This is a genomic window from Streptomyces sp. iso_384, from assembly GCF_056172905.1.
Genome location: NZ_JBWBTT010000001.1, coordinates 2679512 through 2696251, shown reverse-complemented (window position 1 = coordinate 2696251; position 16740 = coordinate 2679512). Strand labels below are relative to the sequence as shown.

Here is a 16740-nt window from a genome sequence, read left to right as displayed (position 1 = left end):
GGCCGGGTCAGAACGCGGAGACGCCCGTCAGCGCGCGGCCGATGATCAGCTTCTGGATCTGGCTGGTGCCCTCGTAGAGCGTCATCACCCGGGCGTCACGCAGCAGCTTGCCGACCGGGTACTCGTCGATGTAGCCGTAGCCGCCGAAGACCTGGAGGGCGTTGTTGGCGCAGCGGACAGCGGCCTCGGAGGCGTACAGCTTGGCCGTGGAGGCGGCGGTGGCGAACTCCTGGCCCCGGTCGATCAGATCGGCGACCCGCCAGGTGAGCAGCCGGGCGGCGTCCACGTCCACGGCGATGTCGCTGAGCAGTTCCTGGACGAGCTGGTGGCGGGCGATGGGCTTTCCGAACTGCTCGCGCTCGCCGGCGTAGCGCACGGCCGCGTCCAGGGCGGCCTGGGCGATGCCGACGCAGCCCGCCGCGACCGACATCCGCCCCTTGGCGAGGGCGGACATGGCGATGGAGAAGCCCTTGCCCTCGGGCCCGAGAAGGGCGGACACCGGTATCCGGACGTCCTGGAGGACCAGCTCGGCGGTGGCCTGGCCGCGCAGGCCGAGCTTGCCGTGGATGGTGCGGCGGGTGAGTCCCGGAGTGTCGGTGGGGACGAGGAAGGCGGAGACGCCCCGGTGGCCGGGGGTGTCGTTCGTGCGCGCGAAGAGCAGGACGACATCGGCCCAGGTGCCGTTGGTGATGAACATCTTGGTGCCGTTGACGACGTAGTCGCCGCCGTCCCGTACGGCCCTGGTGGCGAGGTTCCCGGCGTCCGAGCCGGTGCCGGGCTCGGTGAGGCCGAAGCAGCCGACCGCCTCGCCGGAGGTGAGCCGGGGCAGCCAGGAGCGCTTCTGCTCCTCGTCGCCCCAGGACGCGATGGTCTTGGCCACCAGGCCGAGCGATACGGAGACGATGCCGCGCACGGAGGAGTCGCCGCGCCCCAGCTCCTCGGTGACCAGGCAGTAGGACAGGTGGTCGCCGCCGGAGCCGCCGTACTCCTCGGGGACGGTGAGACCGAGGAAGCCGAGGGCGCCGAGCTTGCCGACGATCGACCTGTCGACATTCTCGGCCCGGTCCCATGCGACGACATGGGGGACGACCTCGCGGGCGACGAAATCCTCGGCCAGCTTCCGGACGGCTTCCTGCTCCTCGCTCAGCGTCAGGTCCATCGTGCGCCACCCACTGCCTCTCCTGAGCGCCGCTCGGGCGCGCTTTAATTAGCACTGCTAGTTTCTGGTTCGCAGGGCCTACTATGAGCCGCATGGCCCGACCGCGCAAGCCCCTCCTCAGCAGAGACCGCATCGTCGAGGCGGCGAGCGCGCTCGTGGACTCCGAAGGGCTCGACGCCGTCTCCACGCGCCGTCTGGCGGCCGTGCTCGGGGTCAGCGGGCCCTCGCTCTACAACCACTTCCGCAACAAGGAGGAGATCCTCGACGCCGTCGCCGACGCGGTCTCCGTACAGGTCGATCTGTCGATGTTCGAGGAGTCGGACCCGCGCGACTGGCGCGAGGCCCTGCACGACTGGGCGCTGTCCTACCGGGCCGCGCTGGCCGCGCACCCGCATATCGTCCCGGTGCTGGCCCGGGGGCCGGGCCGCCGGCCGGCGGGGCTGCGGGTCGCCGACGCGGTGTTCGGGGCGATGACCGGAGCGGGCTGGCCGCCCGCCCAGGCGACCCGGATCGGGGCGCTGATGCGGTACTTCATCACCGGTTCCGCGCTGGGGTCGTTCGCCGGGGGTTTCGTCGACGACGAGACGGCCTACGACCCCGCCGACTACCCGCACCTCGGCCAGGCCCATCTGCTGGCCGACCACCGCAGCCAGGTCGACGAAGGGGCCTTCGAGACCGGGCTGCGGGCGCTGTTGGACGGGCTGGCGCTCCAGTACGAGCAGTACGCGCGGCCGGTGGGCGACGGCGCGGCGACGGGCCGGCCGGTGCCGAACCGTCCCTGACGCACCCTGGACGCATGGACCGTTTCCCGCGACAGCGCCAACCCAGCCCGTCCGGCGTTCGAGGGCGGGCCGGCGCCCACCCAGCCCGTCCGGCGTTCGAGGACGGGCCGACGCCCACCCAGCCCGTCCGGCGTTCGAGGACGGAACCGGTGCTCGGGATGGGCGGCACCTTTACTTCCGGGCCACGGAGGGGTCGCCCCGTACCACCACCAGGGTTCAGTCCTCAATCGCCGGACGGGCTTGAGTGGGCAGGGCTGCGTCCTGAGCGGCGGGGCGGACGGGCTCAGGCGGGCAGGGGTCCGTCCGTGAGCGGCGCGTGGGAAGCGGGCTTGAGTGGGCAGGGGTCCGTCCCTGAGCGGCGGGGCGGACGGGAGGCGGGCTGAAAGGGGCGGGGCCGCTCGGAGGCGGCGGGTGGGTGTCGATTGACGGGGGTTGACAATTCGGTGGGGGGCGAAGCGTTTCGGCTTTACGGTCGTGGCCATGACGACGACCCCGACACCGCTTCTGGACTCCCCACCGGCCCACCCCTGGCGGGCCACCGCCGCAGCCTGCACCACCGTCGTGCTGTGGGCCTCCGCCTTCGTCTCCATCCGCAGCGCCGGCGAGTCCTACTCCCCCGGAGCGCTCGCCCTGGGCCGGCTCCTGGCGGGCACGCTCGTGCTCGGGGCGATCCTCCTCGTACGGCGGGAGGGGCTGCCCGGGCGCGGCGCCTGGCGCGGAATCGTCACCTCCGGCGTGCTCTGGTTCGGGCTCTACATGGTGGCGCTCAACTGGGGCGAGCAGGAGGTCGACGCCGGGACGGCGGCGATGCTGGTGAACATCGGGCCGATCCTGATGGCCCTGATGGGCGCCCGCATGCTCGGCGAGGGACTGCCGCGCCGCCTGCTGCTGGGCATGGGCATCTCCTTCTCGGGCGCGGTCGTCGTCGGCCTCGCGATGTCCGGGCACGGCAGCTCCTCCGTGCTGGGCGTAGCGCTGTGCCTGCTGGCCGCGGTGGTCTACGCGCTGGGCGTGGTCAGCCAGAAGCCGGCGCTCGCGTACGGTTCCTCGCTGCAGATCAACACCTTCGGCTGCATGATCGGCGCCGTCGCCTGCCTGCCGTTCACCGGGGTGCTGGTCTCCGAGGCGGCCGACGCCCCCATGTCCGCCACGATGAACATGATCTATCTTGGCGTCTTCCCGACCGCGCTGGCCTTCACCACCTGGGGCTACGCACTGGCCCGGACCACCGCGGGCCGGATGGGCGCCACCACGTACGCCGTTCCGGCGCTGGTGGTGCTCATGGCCTGGCTGCTGCTGGACGAGGTGCCGACCCTGCTCGGGGTCCTCGGCGGGCTGCTCTGCCTGGTCGGGGTGGCGGTCTCCCGGAGCCGTCAGCAGACTGGGCCCACACGCGGAAATCCGGACCGACCGGTGGAGGGACCCCGCCATGACGAGGAGCGCCAAGCGGAACGGACGTAACGGAACCGGCGGCAAGGCCGGCCGGGACGCCCCCGAGGCGAGCGAGCAGGCGGCCCGTTACGGCGGGCCGTATCTGGACGGGTTCGGTGTGGTCGACAGCGGGGACGACGATCCGGTCCTCCTGACGCCGAAGGGCCACGCCCGCGACGCCTGGCGCGAGGACTACCCGTACGACCGCAAGCTGCGCCGCCGCGACTACGACAAGGCCAAGCGGGCGCTCCAGATCGAGCTGCTGAAGCTCCAGCACTGGGTGAAGGAGCGCGACGAGCGGCTGGTGATCCTCTTCGAGGGCCGTGACGCGGCGGGCAAGGGCGGCACGATCAAGCGGTTCACCGAGCACCTCAATCCGCGTGGCGCACGCGTGGTGGCGCTGGAGAAGCCGACCGAGCGCGAGCGCACCCAGTGGTACTTCCAGCGCTACACGGCGCATCTGCCGAGCGCCGGGGAGATCGTGCTGTTCGACCGCTCCTGGTACAACCGGGCGGGCGTGGAACGGGTGATGGGGTTCTGCACGACCCGCGAGTACCTGGAGTTCATGCACCAGACTCCGGGGTTCGAGCGGATGCTCGCCCGGGACGGCATCCACCTGGTGAAGTTCTGGTTCTCCGTCTCCCGCAACGAGCAGCGCAACCGGTTCATGATCCGGCAGATCGACCCCGTACGACGGTGGAAGCTGAGCCCGGTCGACCTGGCCTCGCTGGACAAATGGGACGAGTACACGGAGGCCAAGGAGCTGATGCTCTTCCACACCGACACGGCGGACGCGCCGTGGACGGTGGCGAAGAGCAACGACAAGAAGCGGGCCCGGCTGGAGGCGATGCGGCATGTGCTGGACCGCTTCGACTACTCGGGCAAGGACCCGGAGGTGGTCGGGGTGCCGGACCCGTTGATCGTGGGCCCGGCCTCCCGGCTGTTCGAGGAGGGCGAGATGGGCGCCCGGCTGCTGGGCCCGGTCACCTCGACGTCCCGGACCACGGACTACTAAAGGTTGTTGCAGAACGCCTGAGTTGGGCGTTCCTCTTGATGGGTGGAGTGTTGCGGGTTGAGTCGTTCACCGGCTTGCTGCTGGGCCGGTTCGAGAAGTTGGTGAAGGTAGTACGGGAGAGGGGTGGGAACGGTATCGAGGGTCAGGAGTGCCGTTGAAGGAACCGCACGATCGCGAGGTTCACGCCGTCCGGCTCCTGCTCCGCCGGGTAGTGGCCGGATCGCTCGAAGACGAGTGAGGTGACATCGGTGGCAAGGGTGGCCATTCCATCCGCGACTGCGGTCCCCATCGCGTGTCGGCCTCCGACCGCCAGGACAGGCGTGGAAATCGGCTGGGCGGCAAGGGCCTGAATGTCATCGACATCTTCTGATCCGGTGCGGTAGTAGGCCAGCCCGGCGTTCAGTACACCTGGAGAGCTGTACGCCTTGATGTAGGCCGGAAGGGTGTCTGGGTCGAGGCCGCTTGGTCCGGCGCTCTGTTCCAGAAACGTGCCGTAGTAAGCCGCTTCTCGGCCGGGCACGAGCTTCTCCGCGAGGCCGGGCGTACGGTTGAACGGGCCGTGCCAGGATGGGTAGTGGTCCCGGCCGGCCTCGGGAATCTCGACATCGACACCGGGAAGGATCTCTTCCTCGACCACGATTCCACTGACCGATTCAGGCGCTTGGGCCGCGATGAGGTATCCGACCGTCGCACCCCAGTCGTGACCGATGACGGCGAAGCGCGTGACGCCCTCCTGTGCCAGCCGTGCCCGGACACCGTCGGCAAGTGCCGTCTTGCGGAAGTCGGTCACGTCGGAGTCGGGAGCGGTGCCCAGCCCGGGAAGCGTGACCGGGACTGCGGTGATACCGGCGGCATCGAGTGCCGGAATGAGGTACCGCCAGTGGTCGGCCGTGACCGGCCAGCCGTGCAGCAGCACCGCTGTCGGGGTTCGATTCTCGTTCATCGCCCCATGATGCCCCCACTCCGGAACACGCGTTCGCCCGCCTGGCGCTGATGCCGCAGGGCCTGTCGTGGAAGTGCTGGTCACAGCAACTCGTTGATGGCCGCGACCAGCACTGTCGCCTCGTAGCGCACGGCCGGCTTGTCGTATCTGGTGGCAAGTGGATCTTCGAGGTCAGACCGCCGCGGGAGCGCCCGAGCCCGTGGTCGTCCGGCTCGCTGTCGATTCCGCCGGGCGGTTCGCGCTGCCACCGGCGGAACAGGTCCCAGATCCGGTCCTACTGGCCGTACCGCTCAGGTATGTCCCGCCACGGCGTGCCCGCCCGGGTCCGCCGGCGTATCCCGTCGATCAGCTGCCGACGCGTCCACATCCGGGGCCTCCCCGGCTTCTTCCCCACCGGCGGTAACGGCTCCGGCCGAGCCCACTGCCGGCCCGCAACACCCCACCCGTGCAAGAGGAATACCCCAACCCAGACCTTCTGCAACACGCTTTAGAAGACGACGAGCGCGCGGCCGCCCTTGCCCGCGATCATGTTGTCGAAGGCGGCGGGGATGCCGTCCAGGGCGATGCGTTCGGTGACCATCATCGACAGGTCGAAGCGGCCCGCGCGGATGTGGTCGGCGAGGGCGGGCAGATCGCGGGCCGGGTCGCTGTTGCCGTAGACGCAGCCCGTGAGCGACCGGCCCCAGTGGAAGATCTCCAGGGCGTTGAAGGTGACTTCCTGGTCCTTTCCGCCGATGCCGACCACCGTGGTGCGCCCGCCGCGCCGGGTGGACTCCCAGGCGGCCCGGATCGTCGCGGGGCGGCCGACGCACTCGACCGCGACGTCCGTGCCCTGGCCGCCGGTCAGCTTGCGGATCTCGCGCGGGGTGGTGGCGGAGGCGATGACGTAGTCGGTCGCCCCGGCCCGCCGGGCCAGCTCCTCCTTGGCCGGGGAGACGTCGACCGCGATGATCCGGGACGCTCCGGCGATCCGGGCGGCCTGGAGCACGGCGAGGCCGACACCGCCGATACCGAAGACGACGACGCTCTCGCCCTCGCGGACCCGGGCGCTGTGGTGGATCGCGCCGTAGCCGGTCAGGACCGCGCAGCCGAGGAGGGCGGCGTCGGTGAGCGGGATGCCGTCGGGCGCGGGCAGCACGCAGTTGGCGGCGACGACGGTCTCCTCCGCAAAGGCCGCGACGTTGAGGCCGGGGTGGAGGTCGGTGCCGTCCGCGGTGCGGGCGTGGAGGTTGGCGGTGCCCTTCAGGGCGTCGGCGCAGAGCCAGACCTCGCCGATGCCGCAGTGGAAGCAGGAGCCGCAGGAGGGCGCCCAGTTGAGGACCACGCCGTCGCCGGGCGCGACATGGGTGACGCCCTCACCGACCGCCAGGACCGTACCCGCTCCCTCGTGGCCGAGGACGGCGGGCACCGGGACGCGCATGGTGCCGTTGGACAGGGAGAGATCGGAGTGGCAGACCCCTGCGGCGGCGAGCGCGATGCGCACCTGGCCGGGGCCGGGCTCCGGCAGGACGATGTCGGTGATCTCCAGCGGAGCTCCGACGGCGGGCAGTACGGCGGCGCGGACCACGAACAGACTCCTTACGGGAAAAGGGCTACGGGGTTCAGAACTGGAGCGACTTCGTCTGGAGGTACTCCGCCAGACCGTGCGGCCCCAGCTCGCGCCCCACCCCCGACTGCTTGTAACCGCCGAACGGGGCCAGCGGATTGAACCGTCCGCCGTTGATGTCGACCTGCCCGGTGTCCATCCGGCGGGCGAAGGCCACCGCCTCCTCGTCGTCGGCGGCCCACACGGCCCCGGCGAGCCCGTACACGGTGTCGTTGGCGATCCGGAGCGCGTCGTCCACGTCCTCGTACCGCAGGATCGAGACCACCGGGCCGAAGATCTCCTCCTGGGCGATCGTCATGTCCGGGGTGACGTCGGCGAAGACGGTCGGGCTGACGTAGTAGCCGGTCTCCAGCGGCGCGTCCGGGCCGCCCGCGATCAGCCGGGCGCCCTCCTCGACGCCCTTGGCGATGTAACCGCGCACCCGGTCCTGCTGCTTGGCGTTGACGAGCGGGCCGACCCGTTCGCCGGGGACGTACTTGGTGACGGCGTTCGCCGCGAGCTCCACGGCCTCGTCGTACCGCTCGGCGTCCACCAGCATCCGGGTCCAGGCGCTGCACGTCTGGCCGGAGTTGGTCATCACATTGGCGATGCCGACGTTGACCGCCTTGGCGAGATCCGCGCCGGGCAGGATCACATTGGCGGACTTGCCGCCCAGTTCGAGGGCGACACGCTTGATCGCGGCACCGGCGGTGGCGCCGATCCGCCTGCCGACGGCGGTGGAGCCGGTGAAGGAGACCAGGTCGACGCCCTCATGGGCGGCGAGCGCCTGTCCGGCGACCGGTCCGAGGCCGGTGACCAGGTTGAAGACCCCGGGCGGCAGACCGGCCGCCTCGGTGGCCTCCGCGAAGAGCTGGGCGGTCAGCGGGGTGTCCTCGGCGGGCTTGAGGACGACGGTGCAGCCCGCGGCGAGCGCGGGGGCGACCTTGGCGACGATCTGGTGGAGCGGGTAGTTCCAGGGGGTGATCGCGCCGACCACGCCGACCGGCTCCAGCAGCACGGTGGAGTTGCCGATGCGCTCCTCGAAGGTGTGGCGGGCGGCCAGTTCGGCGTACGAGGCGGCCACCAGAACGGGCACGCCCGCGTGGACCATCTGCGACAGCGGCAGCGGTGAGCCCAACTCGGCCGTGATCGTCGCGGCCAGCTCGTCCTTGCGGGCGGCCAGCGCGTCCGCGAGTGCGGTGAGCCGGGCGGCGCGCTCGGCGGGCGGGGTCGCGGCCCAGGCGGGGAAGGCGGCGCGCGCGGCCCGTACCGCCGCGTCGACGTCCTCGGCGGTTCCCGCCGGCACATGGGCGATGACCTGCTCGTCGGCCGGGTTCACGACCGCGATCGTGTCCTGTCCGACGGCGGGCCGCCACGCACCGTCGATGTACATCTGGTCATGGGCCTGCATGGCTGTTTCCTCCCGGACGTGCTGTGCGGAGCTCCGAAGCCGTGCGGCGCGGGCACACGACGCACCCGCCCAAACTAGCGCCGTTAGTTTTCCGGCGCCAGGGAGCCTTCCGAGACACCGGTCACGCCGGGCGCGCACGCCCCGGGCGCGGGCCGTCTTGCCGGAACGGCATGAGGCCTTGCCCGGACGGCGGCCGCCGGGACGAGACTGGGACGAGTCCGCGCACCCGGACCGCCCGACCACCGAGGAGGCACCATGACCGCCGCGCCCCGCCCCAGCCGCCCCAGCCGCCGGGACACCCCGCCGCCACGGACCGGCGGGAGCGAGATCGAGGTGCTGCGCGGTTTCCTCGACTACGTACGCACCTCGGTCGCCGCGAAGGTCGAGGGCGCCCCGGATCCGGAGGTCCGCACCGCCGGAGTGTCCTCGGGCACGAATCTGCTCGGCCTGCTCCACCATCTGACCTCGTCGAGCGGTCCACCTTCCTCGGGGAGTCGGTCGCCGACTGGCCGGCGACCTTCCGTGCCGCTCCCGAGAACGGTGTGGCCGAGGTCGTCGCCCGCTACCGGAAGGCGGTCGCGGAGGCGAACGACGTACTCGACACCTGCACCGACCTCGGCTCACCGGTGCCCCGCGCGCGACCGAACAGCCCTGCTCCCAGCGCCCGTTGGGCCCTCACGCACATGATCGAGGAGACCGGCCGCCATGCCGGTCACGCGGATGTCCTCCGCGAGCTGATCGACGGCTCGACCGGGCGCTGAACAGGGCAGGGCACCTGGGGCCTTTCGTTTGGATCAGGCCGGATCAGGGAGCGGGGGCCGGTGCGTGCAGCTGCAGGGCGGAGGAGGGAGTCACTGCGGAGCATCGGCGACTGACGACAACGCCGCAGATGTGCGTGCCGGCCCCCGCGAGCCCGGCATGATCCAAACGAAAGGCCCTACTAGCTAGGGCCTGTCGTCCAGCCCGGGAACGTCGTGGGGCAGTGGGCAGATGCGGCGGCCGTAGTGGTCGAAGACGTACAGATGGGCCAGGTCCACCAGCAGCGGCACCTGTCCCCCGGTACGCAGCCGCATATCGGGTCCGGTGCGCACGACCAGGTCGCCGGAGGGGGCGGAGGGGTGGTCGGGGCCCTGAATCCCGGTGGGGTCCCCGGCCGGTTCGTCGAGGGTGACGACCGGGCCGCTGATGCGGCCGGCCGCCCGCCCTCTGAGCCGTTCCAGGACGCCGACCCCGCCTCCGCCGCCCGCCGAGGCCCGGCGGCGGCGCGGCATCGCCCGGGGCCGGGCGGATTCGAGGTCCGGCACGACGGCGGGACGCGAACCGGTCCTGAGGTGGACCAACGCCTCGTGCCCCTGGTACTCGACGTGCTCGACGATGCCGCTGAGGGCGACCTCGCCGGGCCGGGCCTGACTGGGCGGGGCGATCCGGACCGCCTCCGAGCGCAGCCCCACGATGATCCGCCGGCCCTGCTGGATCCGGAGCAACTGGTGGTCGGGACTGAGGGGTTCGGGCAGGGCGAGCCGCTGACGGCCGAGGTCGATCGACATCCGGCCCTCCAACGGGGCGTGCACCACGGCCTGGAGGAGATTGATGCGCGGGGTGCCGATGAAGGCGGCCACGAACACGTTGTCCGGCAGGGCGTAGACGTCGCGGGGCGTACCGACCTGCTGGAGGACTCCGCCGCGCAGCACGGCCACCCGGTCGCCGAGTGACATCGCCTCGGCCTGATCGTGCGTCACATAGACGGTGGTGACGCCCAGTTCCTTGGTCAGCAGGGCGATCTCGGCGCGCAGATGGCTGCGCAGCTTCGCGTCGAGGTTGGAGAGCGGTTCGTCCATCAGGAACACGGAGGGGCGGCGGGAGATGGCCCGGCCCATCGCGACCCGCTGGCGTTCGCCGCCGGAGAGCTGGGCCGGGTAGCGGTCGAGGACGTGCTCGATCCCGAGCATCCGGGCGGTGGCCTCGACGCGCGCGGTGGTGTCCTCGCGGGGGTTCTCCAGCTTCAGCGGGAAGCCGATGTTGGCCCGGTTGGTCATGCTCGGGTAGAGCGCGAAGTTCTGGAACACCATCGCCATGCCGCGTTCGCGCGGCGGGGTGTGGTTGGCGTACTCCCCGTCGAGGAGCAGTTCGCCCTCGGTGATCTCCTCCAGGCCCGCGATCATGCGCAGCACGGTGGACTTGCCGCAGCCGGAGGGGCCGAGCAGGACGACGAACTCGCCCGGATCGATGGAGAGCGTGAACCGGTCGACGGCCCGCCGGTCCCGGCCGTAGCTCTTGCTGACTTGGTGCAGGGAGATCGCGCGCGTCATGAGGGTCCGCCCGGAGGGAAGTGGTGGCATCGCGGTGGGGAGCGGCTGTGTGGAAGCTAGCCCACCGGGCGGGGTGTGGGAATGACTCGCGCGAAGGTTGGGGCGTACGGGGTCGGTCACCCGGAGGATTCGGTTGCGTTCCGGACGGCCGGCGGTACGGGGGCCTGCGCCGCCGGGTCCGGTGGTACGAGGGCCGGATCCGACGGTACGGGGGTGGGCGCCGTGTCCGCCTGGACCGGGGCCGGCTCCGTACGGGCCTCGCCGCGCAGTCCGAGTCCGGCCGCGCCGAGCAACAGCACGCCGAGCAGCGCGAACGGGGCCGCAACCCCCACCGCGCCCGCGATCAGGCCCGCCGCGGCGGGGGCGGCGACCTGGCCGAGCCGGTTGCCGGTCAGCCGCAGCGCGAGCGCGGTGGACCGGGCCTGGGCGGGGGCCGCCCGGACCACGGTGGTCATGGACAGCGGCTGGCCGACGCCGAGGCAGAAGCCGAGGACCGCCAGCATGACCGCGAGGACCGGGACGGACACGGGCAGGGCGACGCCCGCGCAGAGGAGCCCGGCGAGCAGGCAGCTGGTGGTCAGCAGGGCCCGGCGGCCCAGCAGCCGCAGCAGCGGTGTCATCACCAGCCGGCAGGCGATCGTGGCGGCGGCCCGCAGGCTGAGCAGCAGCCCGACGGTGGCCGGTGCGATGGAGCGGTGTTCGCCGACGACCGGCAGATAGGCGGTGAGGATGTCGGTGGCGGACAGCACCGCCATGCTGATGAAGATGCCCGCCGGGACGCCGCGCGCGCCCAGGATCGCCCGGACCGGGACCTTGTGGCCGGAGGCCGGCCCGGAGCCGGTGGCCCGGCGGTGCTCGATGCGCCAGAGCGAGGTGAGGGCGACCGCGCAGACCCCCGCCGACACGAGGAGCGCGAGGGCGCTCGTACGGCCCAGCGCACCGCTGTCGGCGGAGATCAGCGCACCGGCCGCGACCGGCCCGATGAGCTGGCCGAGCGAGGCGCCGATGGTGAAGTGCCCGAAGTTGCGGTCCTGTTCGTCGGGCGCGGACTGCCGGGCCACGATCGACTGCGCGCCGATCACGAAGCACAGGTGGCCGAGGCCCATCACCCCGCTCCAGGCGGCCATCGCGGGCAGCGAGGAGACGATGCCGCTGAGCGCGCAGCCGCCGGAGATCAGGAGCACGCCGAGCGGCAGCAGGGGCGCGCACCGGCCGTGGTCGGTGCGGCGGCCGAGCGGCACGGCGACGAACAGCGGAAGCAGGGCGTAGACCCCGGCGATGACGCCGACGGCCGCCTCTTCCCCAAGGATCTCAGCTCCGTTCGACCAGGGGAGGCCCCACTCGCCGAGCGCGAGGGCCCGGTAGGAGACGGCGGGCCGCGCCATCGACACCGCCCCCTGCGCGAAGGCGAAGGCGATGACGAGGCGCAGCAGCCAGCCCCGGCCGGGCCCGGTCCGTGGTCGCGGAGTCATCACATGATGCCGAAGAGGATGCCCGCCGCGAGCACCACGAGCGAGGTGAGGACGGCCCACTTGACGGTGAAGCGGGTGTGGTCGCCGAACTCGACCTTCGCCATGCCGACGAGGACGTACACGGCGGGCACGAGCGGCGAGGACATGTGCAGGGCCTGACCGGCCAGCGAGGCGCGGGCGATCTCCAGCGGCGAGACGCCGTGGGCGGCGCCCGCTTCGGCGAGGACGGGGAGGACGCCGAAGTAGAAGCCGTCGTTGGACATGAAGTAGGTGAGCGGCAGGCTGAGCACGCCGGTGACGACGGCCATGTGCGGGCCCATCGCCTCGGGGACCGCGCCGACCACCCAGTCGGCCATGTGCTCGACCATGCCGGTGCCGGTGAGGACTCCGGTGAAGACGGCGGCGGCGAAGACCATGCCGGAGACGTTGAGGACGTTGTCGGCGTGGGCGGCGATCCGGGCCCGCTGGTCGGGCATGTGGGGGAAGTTGACGGTGAGCGCGAGGGCCGCGCCGAGCAGGAAGAGCACCGGGATCGGCATCAGTTCCATGATCATCGCCGTCAGGAGGGCGGCGGTGAGACCTGCGTTGAACCAGTAGAGCTTCGGGCGGAGCGTGGACCGGTTCGGGTCGAGGCCCTGGAACGCGTCGTCCCCGTCGCCATCGCCGTCGCCATCCGGGGCATCGACGCCGGCGCCCGTACCGGTGTCCGTACCCGTGCCCGTACCGCCTGCCGAGGCCGCAGTGCCCTTGCGGAGGCGGTCCTCGCCACCGGTGGCTCCGACGCCGCCGACGCCGGCGGTCACGGTCTCCGGCTCCCGGGCCAGCGCCTCGTCGAGGGTGAGCATGCCCAGACGCTTGCGCTCCCGGCGGCCGAGGACGTACGCCAGCACGAACACGGCGAGCAGCCCCATGGCCAGCGCCGGGATCATCGGCACGAAGATCTCGGAGGCGTCCAGCTTGAGGGCGGTGGCGGCGCGGGCGGTGGGGCCGCCCCAGGGCAGGGTGTTCATGACGCCGTTGGCGGTGGCCGCGACACCGGTCATCACGACCAGGCTCATTTTCAGGCGCTTGTAGAGGGGATACATCGCCGAGACGGTGATCATGAAGGTGGTGGAGCCGTCGCCGTCCAGCGAGACGATCGCGGCGAGCGCCGCCGTACCGACGACGATGCGCATCGGGTCGGCCTTGCAGAACCGCAGGATGCCCCGCACGATCGGGTCGAAGAGGCCGACGTCGATCATCACGCCGAAGTAGACGATGGCGAACATCAGCATGGCGGCGGTGGGCGCGAGGTTGCCGACGCCTTCGATGACGTAGTCGCCGAGCTGCGCTCCCTGTCCGACGGCGACACAGAACAGTGCGGGGATCAGTACCAGCGCCGCGATCGGCGACATCTTCTTCGTCATGATCAGGACCAGGAAGGTCGCGATCATGGCGAAGCCGAGGATTGTCAGCATGGGGGATACCTAACGTTCATCCTTGAACTCCCACCGGTCTCGGCGGTCGGTCCGGATGACGTTAGGGGCCCTCTCGCAGCGTTAACAAGATGTTGACGTGTGAGCAATACGAGCAAAACCCCAGGTCAACGCGGTGGCGCTAGTGAGCTGGGGTGACGGAGACCGGGATGGCGTTCAGAACCGCTGTACCGGAGAGCGGATCCAGGAGCGTGCCGTCGAGCAGTTGGTTCACGTTCGCCCCGGGGTCGGCGGCGGCGACCGACATCCGGGTGCCGGGGCGGCTGTGGCCCCAGCCGTGCGGGAGGCTCACCACCCCGCTGCGCACGGTGTCGGTGATCTCGGCGGGCGCCTCGATGCCGCCGCCCGACGACTCGATGCGGGCGGTGTCCCCGTCGGCCAGCCCGAGGCGGTCCGCGTCGTCGGGGTGGATCTGGAGGGTGCAGACGTTGGACCCGCCGGTGAGCGAACCGACGTTGTGCATCCAGCTGTTGTTGGAGCGCAGATGGCGGCGGCCGACGAGGACGAGCGGGGCGGGCCGGTCGCCCAGCGCCCGGCGCAGGCGCGGCAGATCGGCGGCGATCGGCTCCGGGAGCAGTTCGATGCGGCCGGAGCGGGTGCGCAGGACCTCGGGGACGCGGGGTTTCAGCGGGCCGAGGTCGATGCCGTGCGGGTGGGCGAGGAGCCGCTCCAGGGTCAGCCCGTACGGGCCGAGGCGCAGCATCAGGTCCAGTCGCCGCTCGGGGCCGTTCTCGCCGGTGAGTTCGGCGGCCAGCTCCTTCGGGGCTCCGGCCCGGGCGAGGGCGGTGTCGACGGCCAGGTCGTCGACGGCGGAGGGCGGCGCGCCGTGCATGCCGCTCACCGCGAGGATCAGCCGGGCGTGGATCTCGCTCTCGTCCATCCGCCCGTCCTCCAAGGGGACGGCGGCGCGGGTGTAGCGGACCTGGTTGTGGACGGCGAAGCTGTTGAACGCGAAGTCGAAGTGGGCGCTCTGCGAGGGCGGCGGCGGGGGCAGGACGACATCGGCGTGCCGGGACGTCTCGTTGAGATACGGGTCGACGCTGACCATGAAGTCGAGCCCGTCGGCGAGTGCCGTGTCGAGCCGGTCGCCGTCGGGTGCGGAGAGCACGGGGTTGGCCGCGATGACCACCAGGGCGCGGATACGGTCCTCGCCCGGGGTGTCGATCTCCTCGGCGAGGGCGGCGATGGGCAGTTCGCCCTTGGCCTCGGGGTGCCCGGAGACCCGGCTCGCCCAGCGGCCGAGCGCGAAGCCCTTGCCGGGGGCGGCGGGGCGCGGGGCGCGGGCCGTGGCGGAGAGCGGGAAGAGGGCGCCGCCGGGCCGGTCGAGGTTGCCGGTGAGGATGTTGAGGACGTCCACCAGCCAGCTGGCGAGGGTGCCGTGCTCGACGGTGCAGCTGCCGATGCGCCCGTAGACGGCGGCGGTGGGCGCGGCGGCGAGTTCGCGGGCGATGGCGGTGATGGTGTCCGCGTCCACGTCGCAGGCGGCGGCGACCGCGTCCGGGGTGAAGTCCGCGAGGGCGGCGGCGAGTTCGTCGAGCCCTTCCAGATGCCCGGCGAGCGGCCCGGGGTCGGCGAGCTTCTCGTCGATGAGGGTGTGCGCGAGGGCGGCCAGCAGCAGGGCGTCCGCACCGGGCCGGATCGCGACGTGCCGGTCGGCGAGCCGGGCGGTACGGGTGCGGCGCGGGTCGATGACGGTGAGGGTGCCGCCGCGCCGGCGCAGGGCCTTGAGCCGGCCGGGGAAGTCGGGGGCGGTGCAGAGGCTGCCGTTGGACTCCAGCGGGTTGGCGCCGATCAGGAGGAGATGGCCGGTGCGGTCGAGGTCCGGTACGGGGATGGCGTGCGCGTCGCCGAAGAGCAGGCCGCTGGAGACGTGCTTGGGCATCTGGTCCAGGGTGCTGGCGGTGAAGACGTTACGGGTGCGCAGGGCGGCGAGCAGCAGGGGCGGGTAGAGGGAGCCCGCCATCGTGTGCACGTTGGGGTTGCCGAGGACCACGCCGACGGCCCCGGGTCCGTACACCTCCGTCAGGGCCGGTATCCGTGCGGCGATCAGGTCGAACGCCTCGCCCCAGTCCGCCTCGCGCAGCTCCCCGTCGTCGCCGCGCACGAGGGGGACGCGCAGCCGGTCGGGGTCGGCGTCGAGCCCGCCGAAGGAGGCGCCCTTGGGGCAGATGAAGCCTTTGCTGAAGATGTCGTCGCGGTCTCCGCGCGCACCGGTGACGGTGGTCCCCTCGATGGTGAGGGTGAGGCCGCAGGTGGCCTCGCAGAGCGGGCAGATACGCGGTGCGGTGCGGGAGTCGTGGGACATGGGCCCTCCCCGGGGCGGCTGCGGCGACGGCACACGGACATGGGCCGGGCGAGCGTGGAAGCCCCGGCACGACCGAGCATACCGACCGGTACGCATGGCGGGGAGGTGTCGTGCGGAGGAGAGCGAAGGAGGGCGAAGGAGAACGGGAGGGCAGAGGGCCGTCGCTCAGTCGAGCGTGTGGGCGAGGTAGGACCTGACCAGGGTCCGGGTCTCGGCGACGATGGCCGCGTCCCCCGTCGGCTCCGTGCGGAAGGCGAGTTGCAGCAGCGCGTCCGCGGCCTCCACGCTCACCAGGATCGCCCGGGACAGCCCCTCGTCGGCCCGGCGGCCGAGGTGACCGGCGAGCAGCACGGCGAGCCGGTCCGCCAGCCGCCGGTTGGCGTCGTCCGCCGCGCCCTCGGCGGGAAACGGCGGCCCGAAGTCGACGAGCGCGAACCCGGGGACGCTCCGCTTCATCGCCAGGTACTCGTCGAGCACCGCGTCGATGGCGGCGCGCCAGTCGGCGGCGGGAAGATCCGCGAGCCGGGCGGTGATGCGGTCGGCGTAGGTGTCCAGGTTGCGCAGCGCGAGGGCGTCGACGAGCGCGCGCTTGTTGGAGAAGAAGCGGTAGACGGAGCCGATGGGCACTTCGGCGCGCTCGGCGACGGCCCGGGTCGTGAGCTGCTCGTAGCCGGTCTCGTCGAGGAGACCGGCGCAGGAGTCGAGTATCCGGGCCAGGCGGTCCGCGCTGCGCTGCTGCACGGGGGCGCGACGGAGGTTCGGGGTGACATGGGGCTGAGGCACGGGCCCCATGATGCCGTGCCCCTGCCGCCCGGCGAACGGCAGCCGCCCGGCAGACGTCCCCGCGACCGCC

Annotated in this window: 13 protein-coding genes and 2 pseudogenes; 5 read left to right on the top strand and 10 right to left on the bottom strand. The window is 71.9% G+C overall.

Annotated features, from left to right (window positions below):
• Positions 1–7: 7 nt before the first annotated feature.
• Positions 8–1159 (bottom strand): acyl-CoA dehydrogenase family protein, encoded by a 1152-nt coding sequence (locus tag AC0VY3_RS11875; protein ID WP_475549573.1) that lies wholly within the window; start codon positions 1157–1159, stop codon positions 8–10.
• 92 nt (positions 1160–1251) lie between these two features.
• Between AC0VY3_RS11875 and AC0VY3_RS11870 the strand changes: the two genes are divergently transcribed.
• The 4 genes and pseudogenes from AC0VY3_RS11870 to AC0VY3_RS11855 form a co-directional block, all read left to right on the top strand.
• The gene (locus AC0VY3_RS11870) at positions 1252–1941 is read left to right on the top strand and encodes a TetR/AcrR family transcriptional regulator (RefSeq protein ID WP_103511737.1); all 690 of its coding nucleotides are present in this window, start codon (positions 1252–1254) and stop codon (positions 1939–1941) included.
• A gap of 480 nt (positions 1942–2421) precedes the next feature.
• The gene (locus tag AC0VY3_RS11865) at positions 2422–3402 is read left to right on the top strand and encodes a DMT family transporter (RefSeq protein WP_103511736.1); all 981 of its coding nucleotides are present in this window, start codon (positions 2422–2424) and stop codon (positions 3400–3402) included.
• Positions 3371–4387, top strand: a complete 1017-nt coding sequence (ppk2, locus tag AC0VY3_RS11860; protein WP_475549572.1) for a polyphosphate kinase 2 — start codon at positions 3371–3373, stop codon at positions 4385–4387. Before AC0VY3_RS11865 ends, ppk2 begins: the two co-directional genes overlap by 32 nt.
• A gap of 38 nt (positions 4388–4425) precedes the next feature.
• Positions 4426–4530 (top strand): annotated as a pseudogene (locus tag AC0VY3_RS11855) (IS5/IS1182 family transposase); the annotation flags it as partial.
• Here the strand turns inward: AC0VY3_RS11855 and AC0VY3_RS11850 are convergent.
• From AC0VY3_RS11850 to AC0VY3_RS11835, 4 genes are all read right to left on the bottom strand, one after another.
• A complete protein-coding gene (locus tag AC0VY3_RS11850; protein ID WP_103511772.1) occupies positions 4530–5330 on the bottom strand; it encodes an alpha/beta fold hydrolase in 801 nt (266 codons plus the stop codon). The pseudogene AC0VY3_RS11855 and the gene AC0VY3_RS11850 overlap by 1 nt on opposite strands.
• Before the next feature lie 274 nt (positions 5331–5604).
• Positions 5605–5814: a transposase gene (locus tag AC0VY3_RS11845; protein WP_308462586.1), complete on the bottom strand. Its 210-nt coding sequence runs from the start codon at positions 5812–5814 to the stop codon at positions 5605–5607.
• 3 nt (positions 5815–5817) lie between these two features.
• Positions 5818–6897, bottom strand: coding sequence for a Zn-dependent alcohol dehydrogenase (locus AC0VY3_RS11840; RefSeq protein WP_103511734.1), 1080 nt, complete (start codon positions 6895–6897; stop codon positions 5818–5820).
• Positions 6898–6931: 34 nt separating this feature from the next.
• Complete coding sequence (locus AC0VY3_RS11835) at positions 6932–8326, bottom strand: aldehyde dehydrogenase family protein (RefSeq protein WP_103511733.1); 1395 nt, start codon at positions 8324–8326, stop codon at positions 6932–6934.
• A 255-nt stretch (positions 8327–8581) separates the two neighbouring features.
• Here AC0VY3_RS11835 and AC0VY3_RS11830 point away from each other — a divergent pair.
• Positions 8582–9087, top strand: a pseudogene (locus AC0VY3_RS11830) (DinB family protein).
• 183 nt (positions 9088–9270) lie between these two features.
• Here the strand turns inward: AC0VY3_RS11830 and AC0VY3_RS11825 are convergent.
• The 5 genes from AC0VY3_RS11825 to AC0VY3_RS11805 all read right to left on the bottom strand — a co-directional run bounded on the left by AC0VY3_RS11825 (position 9271) and on the right by AC0VY3_RS11805 (position 16679).
• A complete protein-coding gene (locus tag AC0VY3_RS11825) occupies positions 9271–10635 on the bottom strand; it encodes an ABC transporter ATP-binding protein (protein WP_475549571.1) in 1365 nt (454 codons plus the stop codon).
• A gap of 116 nt (positions 10636–10751) precedes the next feature.
• Positions 10752–12107: an MFS transporter gene (locus tag AC0VY3_RS11820; RefSeq protein WP_242736131.1), complete on the bottom strand. Its 1356-nt coding sequence runs from the start codon at positions 12105–12107 to the stop codon at positions 10752–10754.
• On the bottom strand, positions 12107–13564 hold the full coding sequence (locus AC0VY3_RS11815; protein ID WP_103511729.1) for a CitMHS family transporter: 1458 nt from the start codon (positions 13562–13564) through the stop codon (positions 12107–12109). Before AC0VY3_RS11815 ends, AC0VY3_RS11820 begins: the two co-directional genes overlap by 1 nt.
• Positions 13565–13703: 139 nt before the next feature.
• Positions 13704–15887, bottom strand: coding sequence for a molybdopterin oxidoreductase family protein (locus tag AC0VY3_RS11810; protein ID WP_103511728.1), 2184 nt, complete (start codon positions 15885–15887; stop codon positions 13704–13706).
• Between the two features lie 165 nt (positions 15888–16052).
• Positions 16053–16679 carry a TetR/AcrR family transcriptional regulator gene (locus AC0VY3_RS11805; RefSeq protein ID WP_103511771.1) on the bottom strand — a complete coding sequence of 209 codons (627 nt, stop codon included), beginning with the start codon at positions 16677–16679 and terminating at the stop codon, positions 16053–16055.
• Positions 16680–16740: the final 61 nt, after the last annotated feature.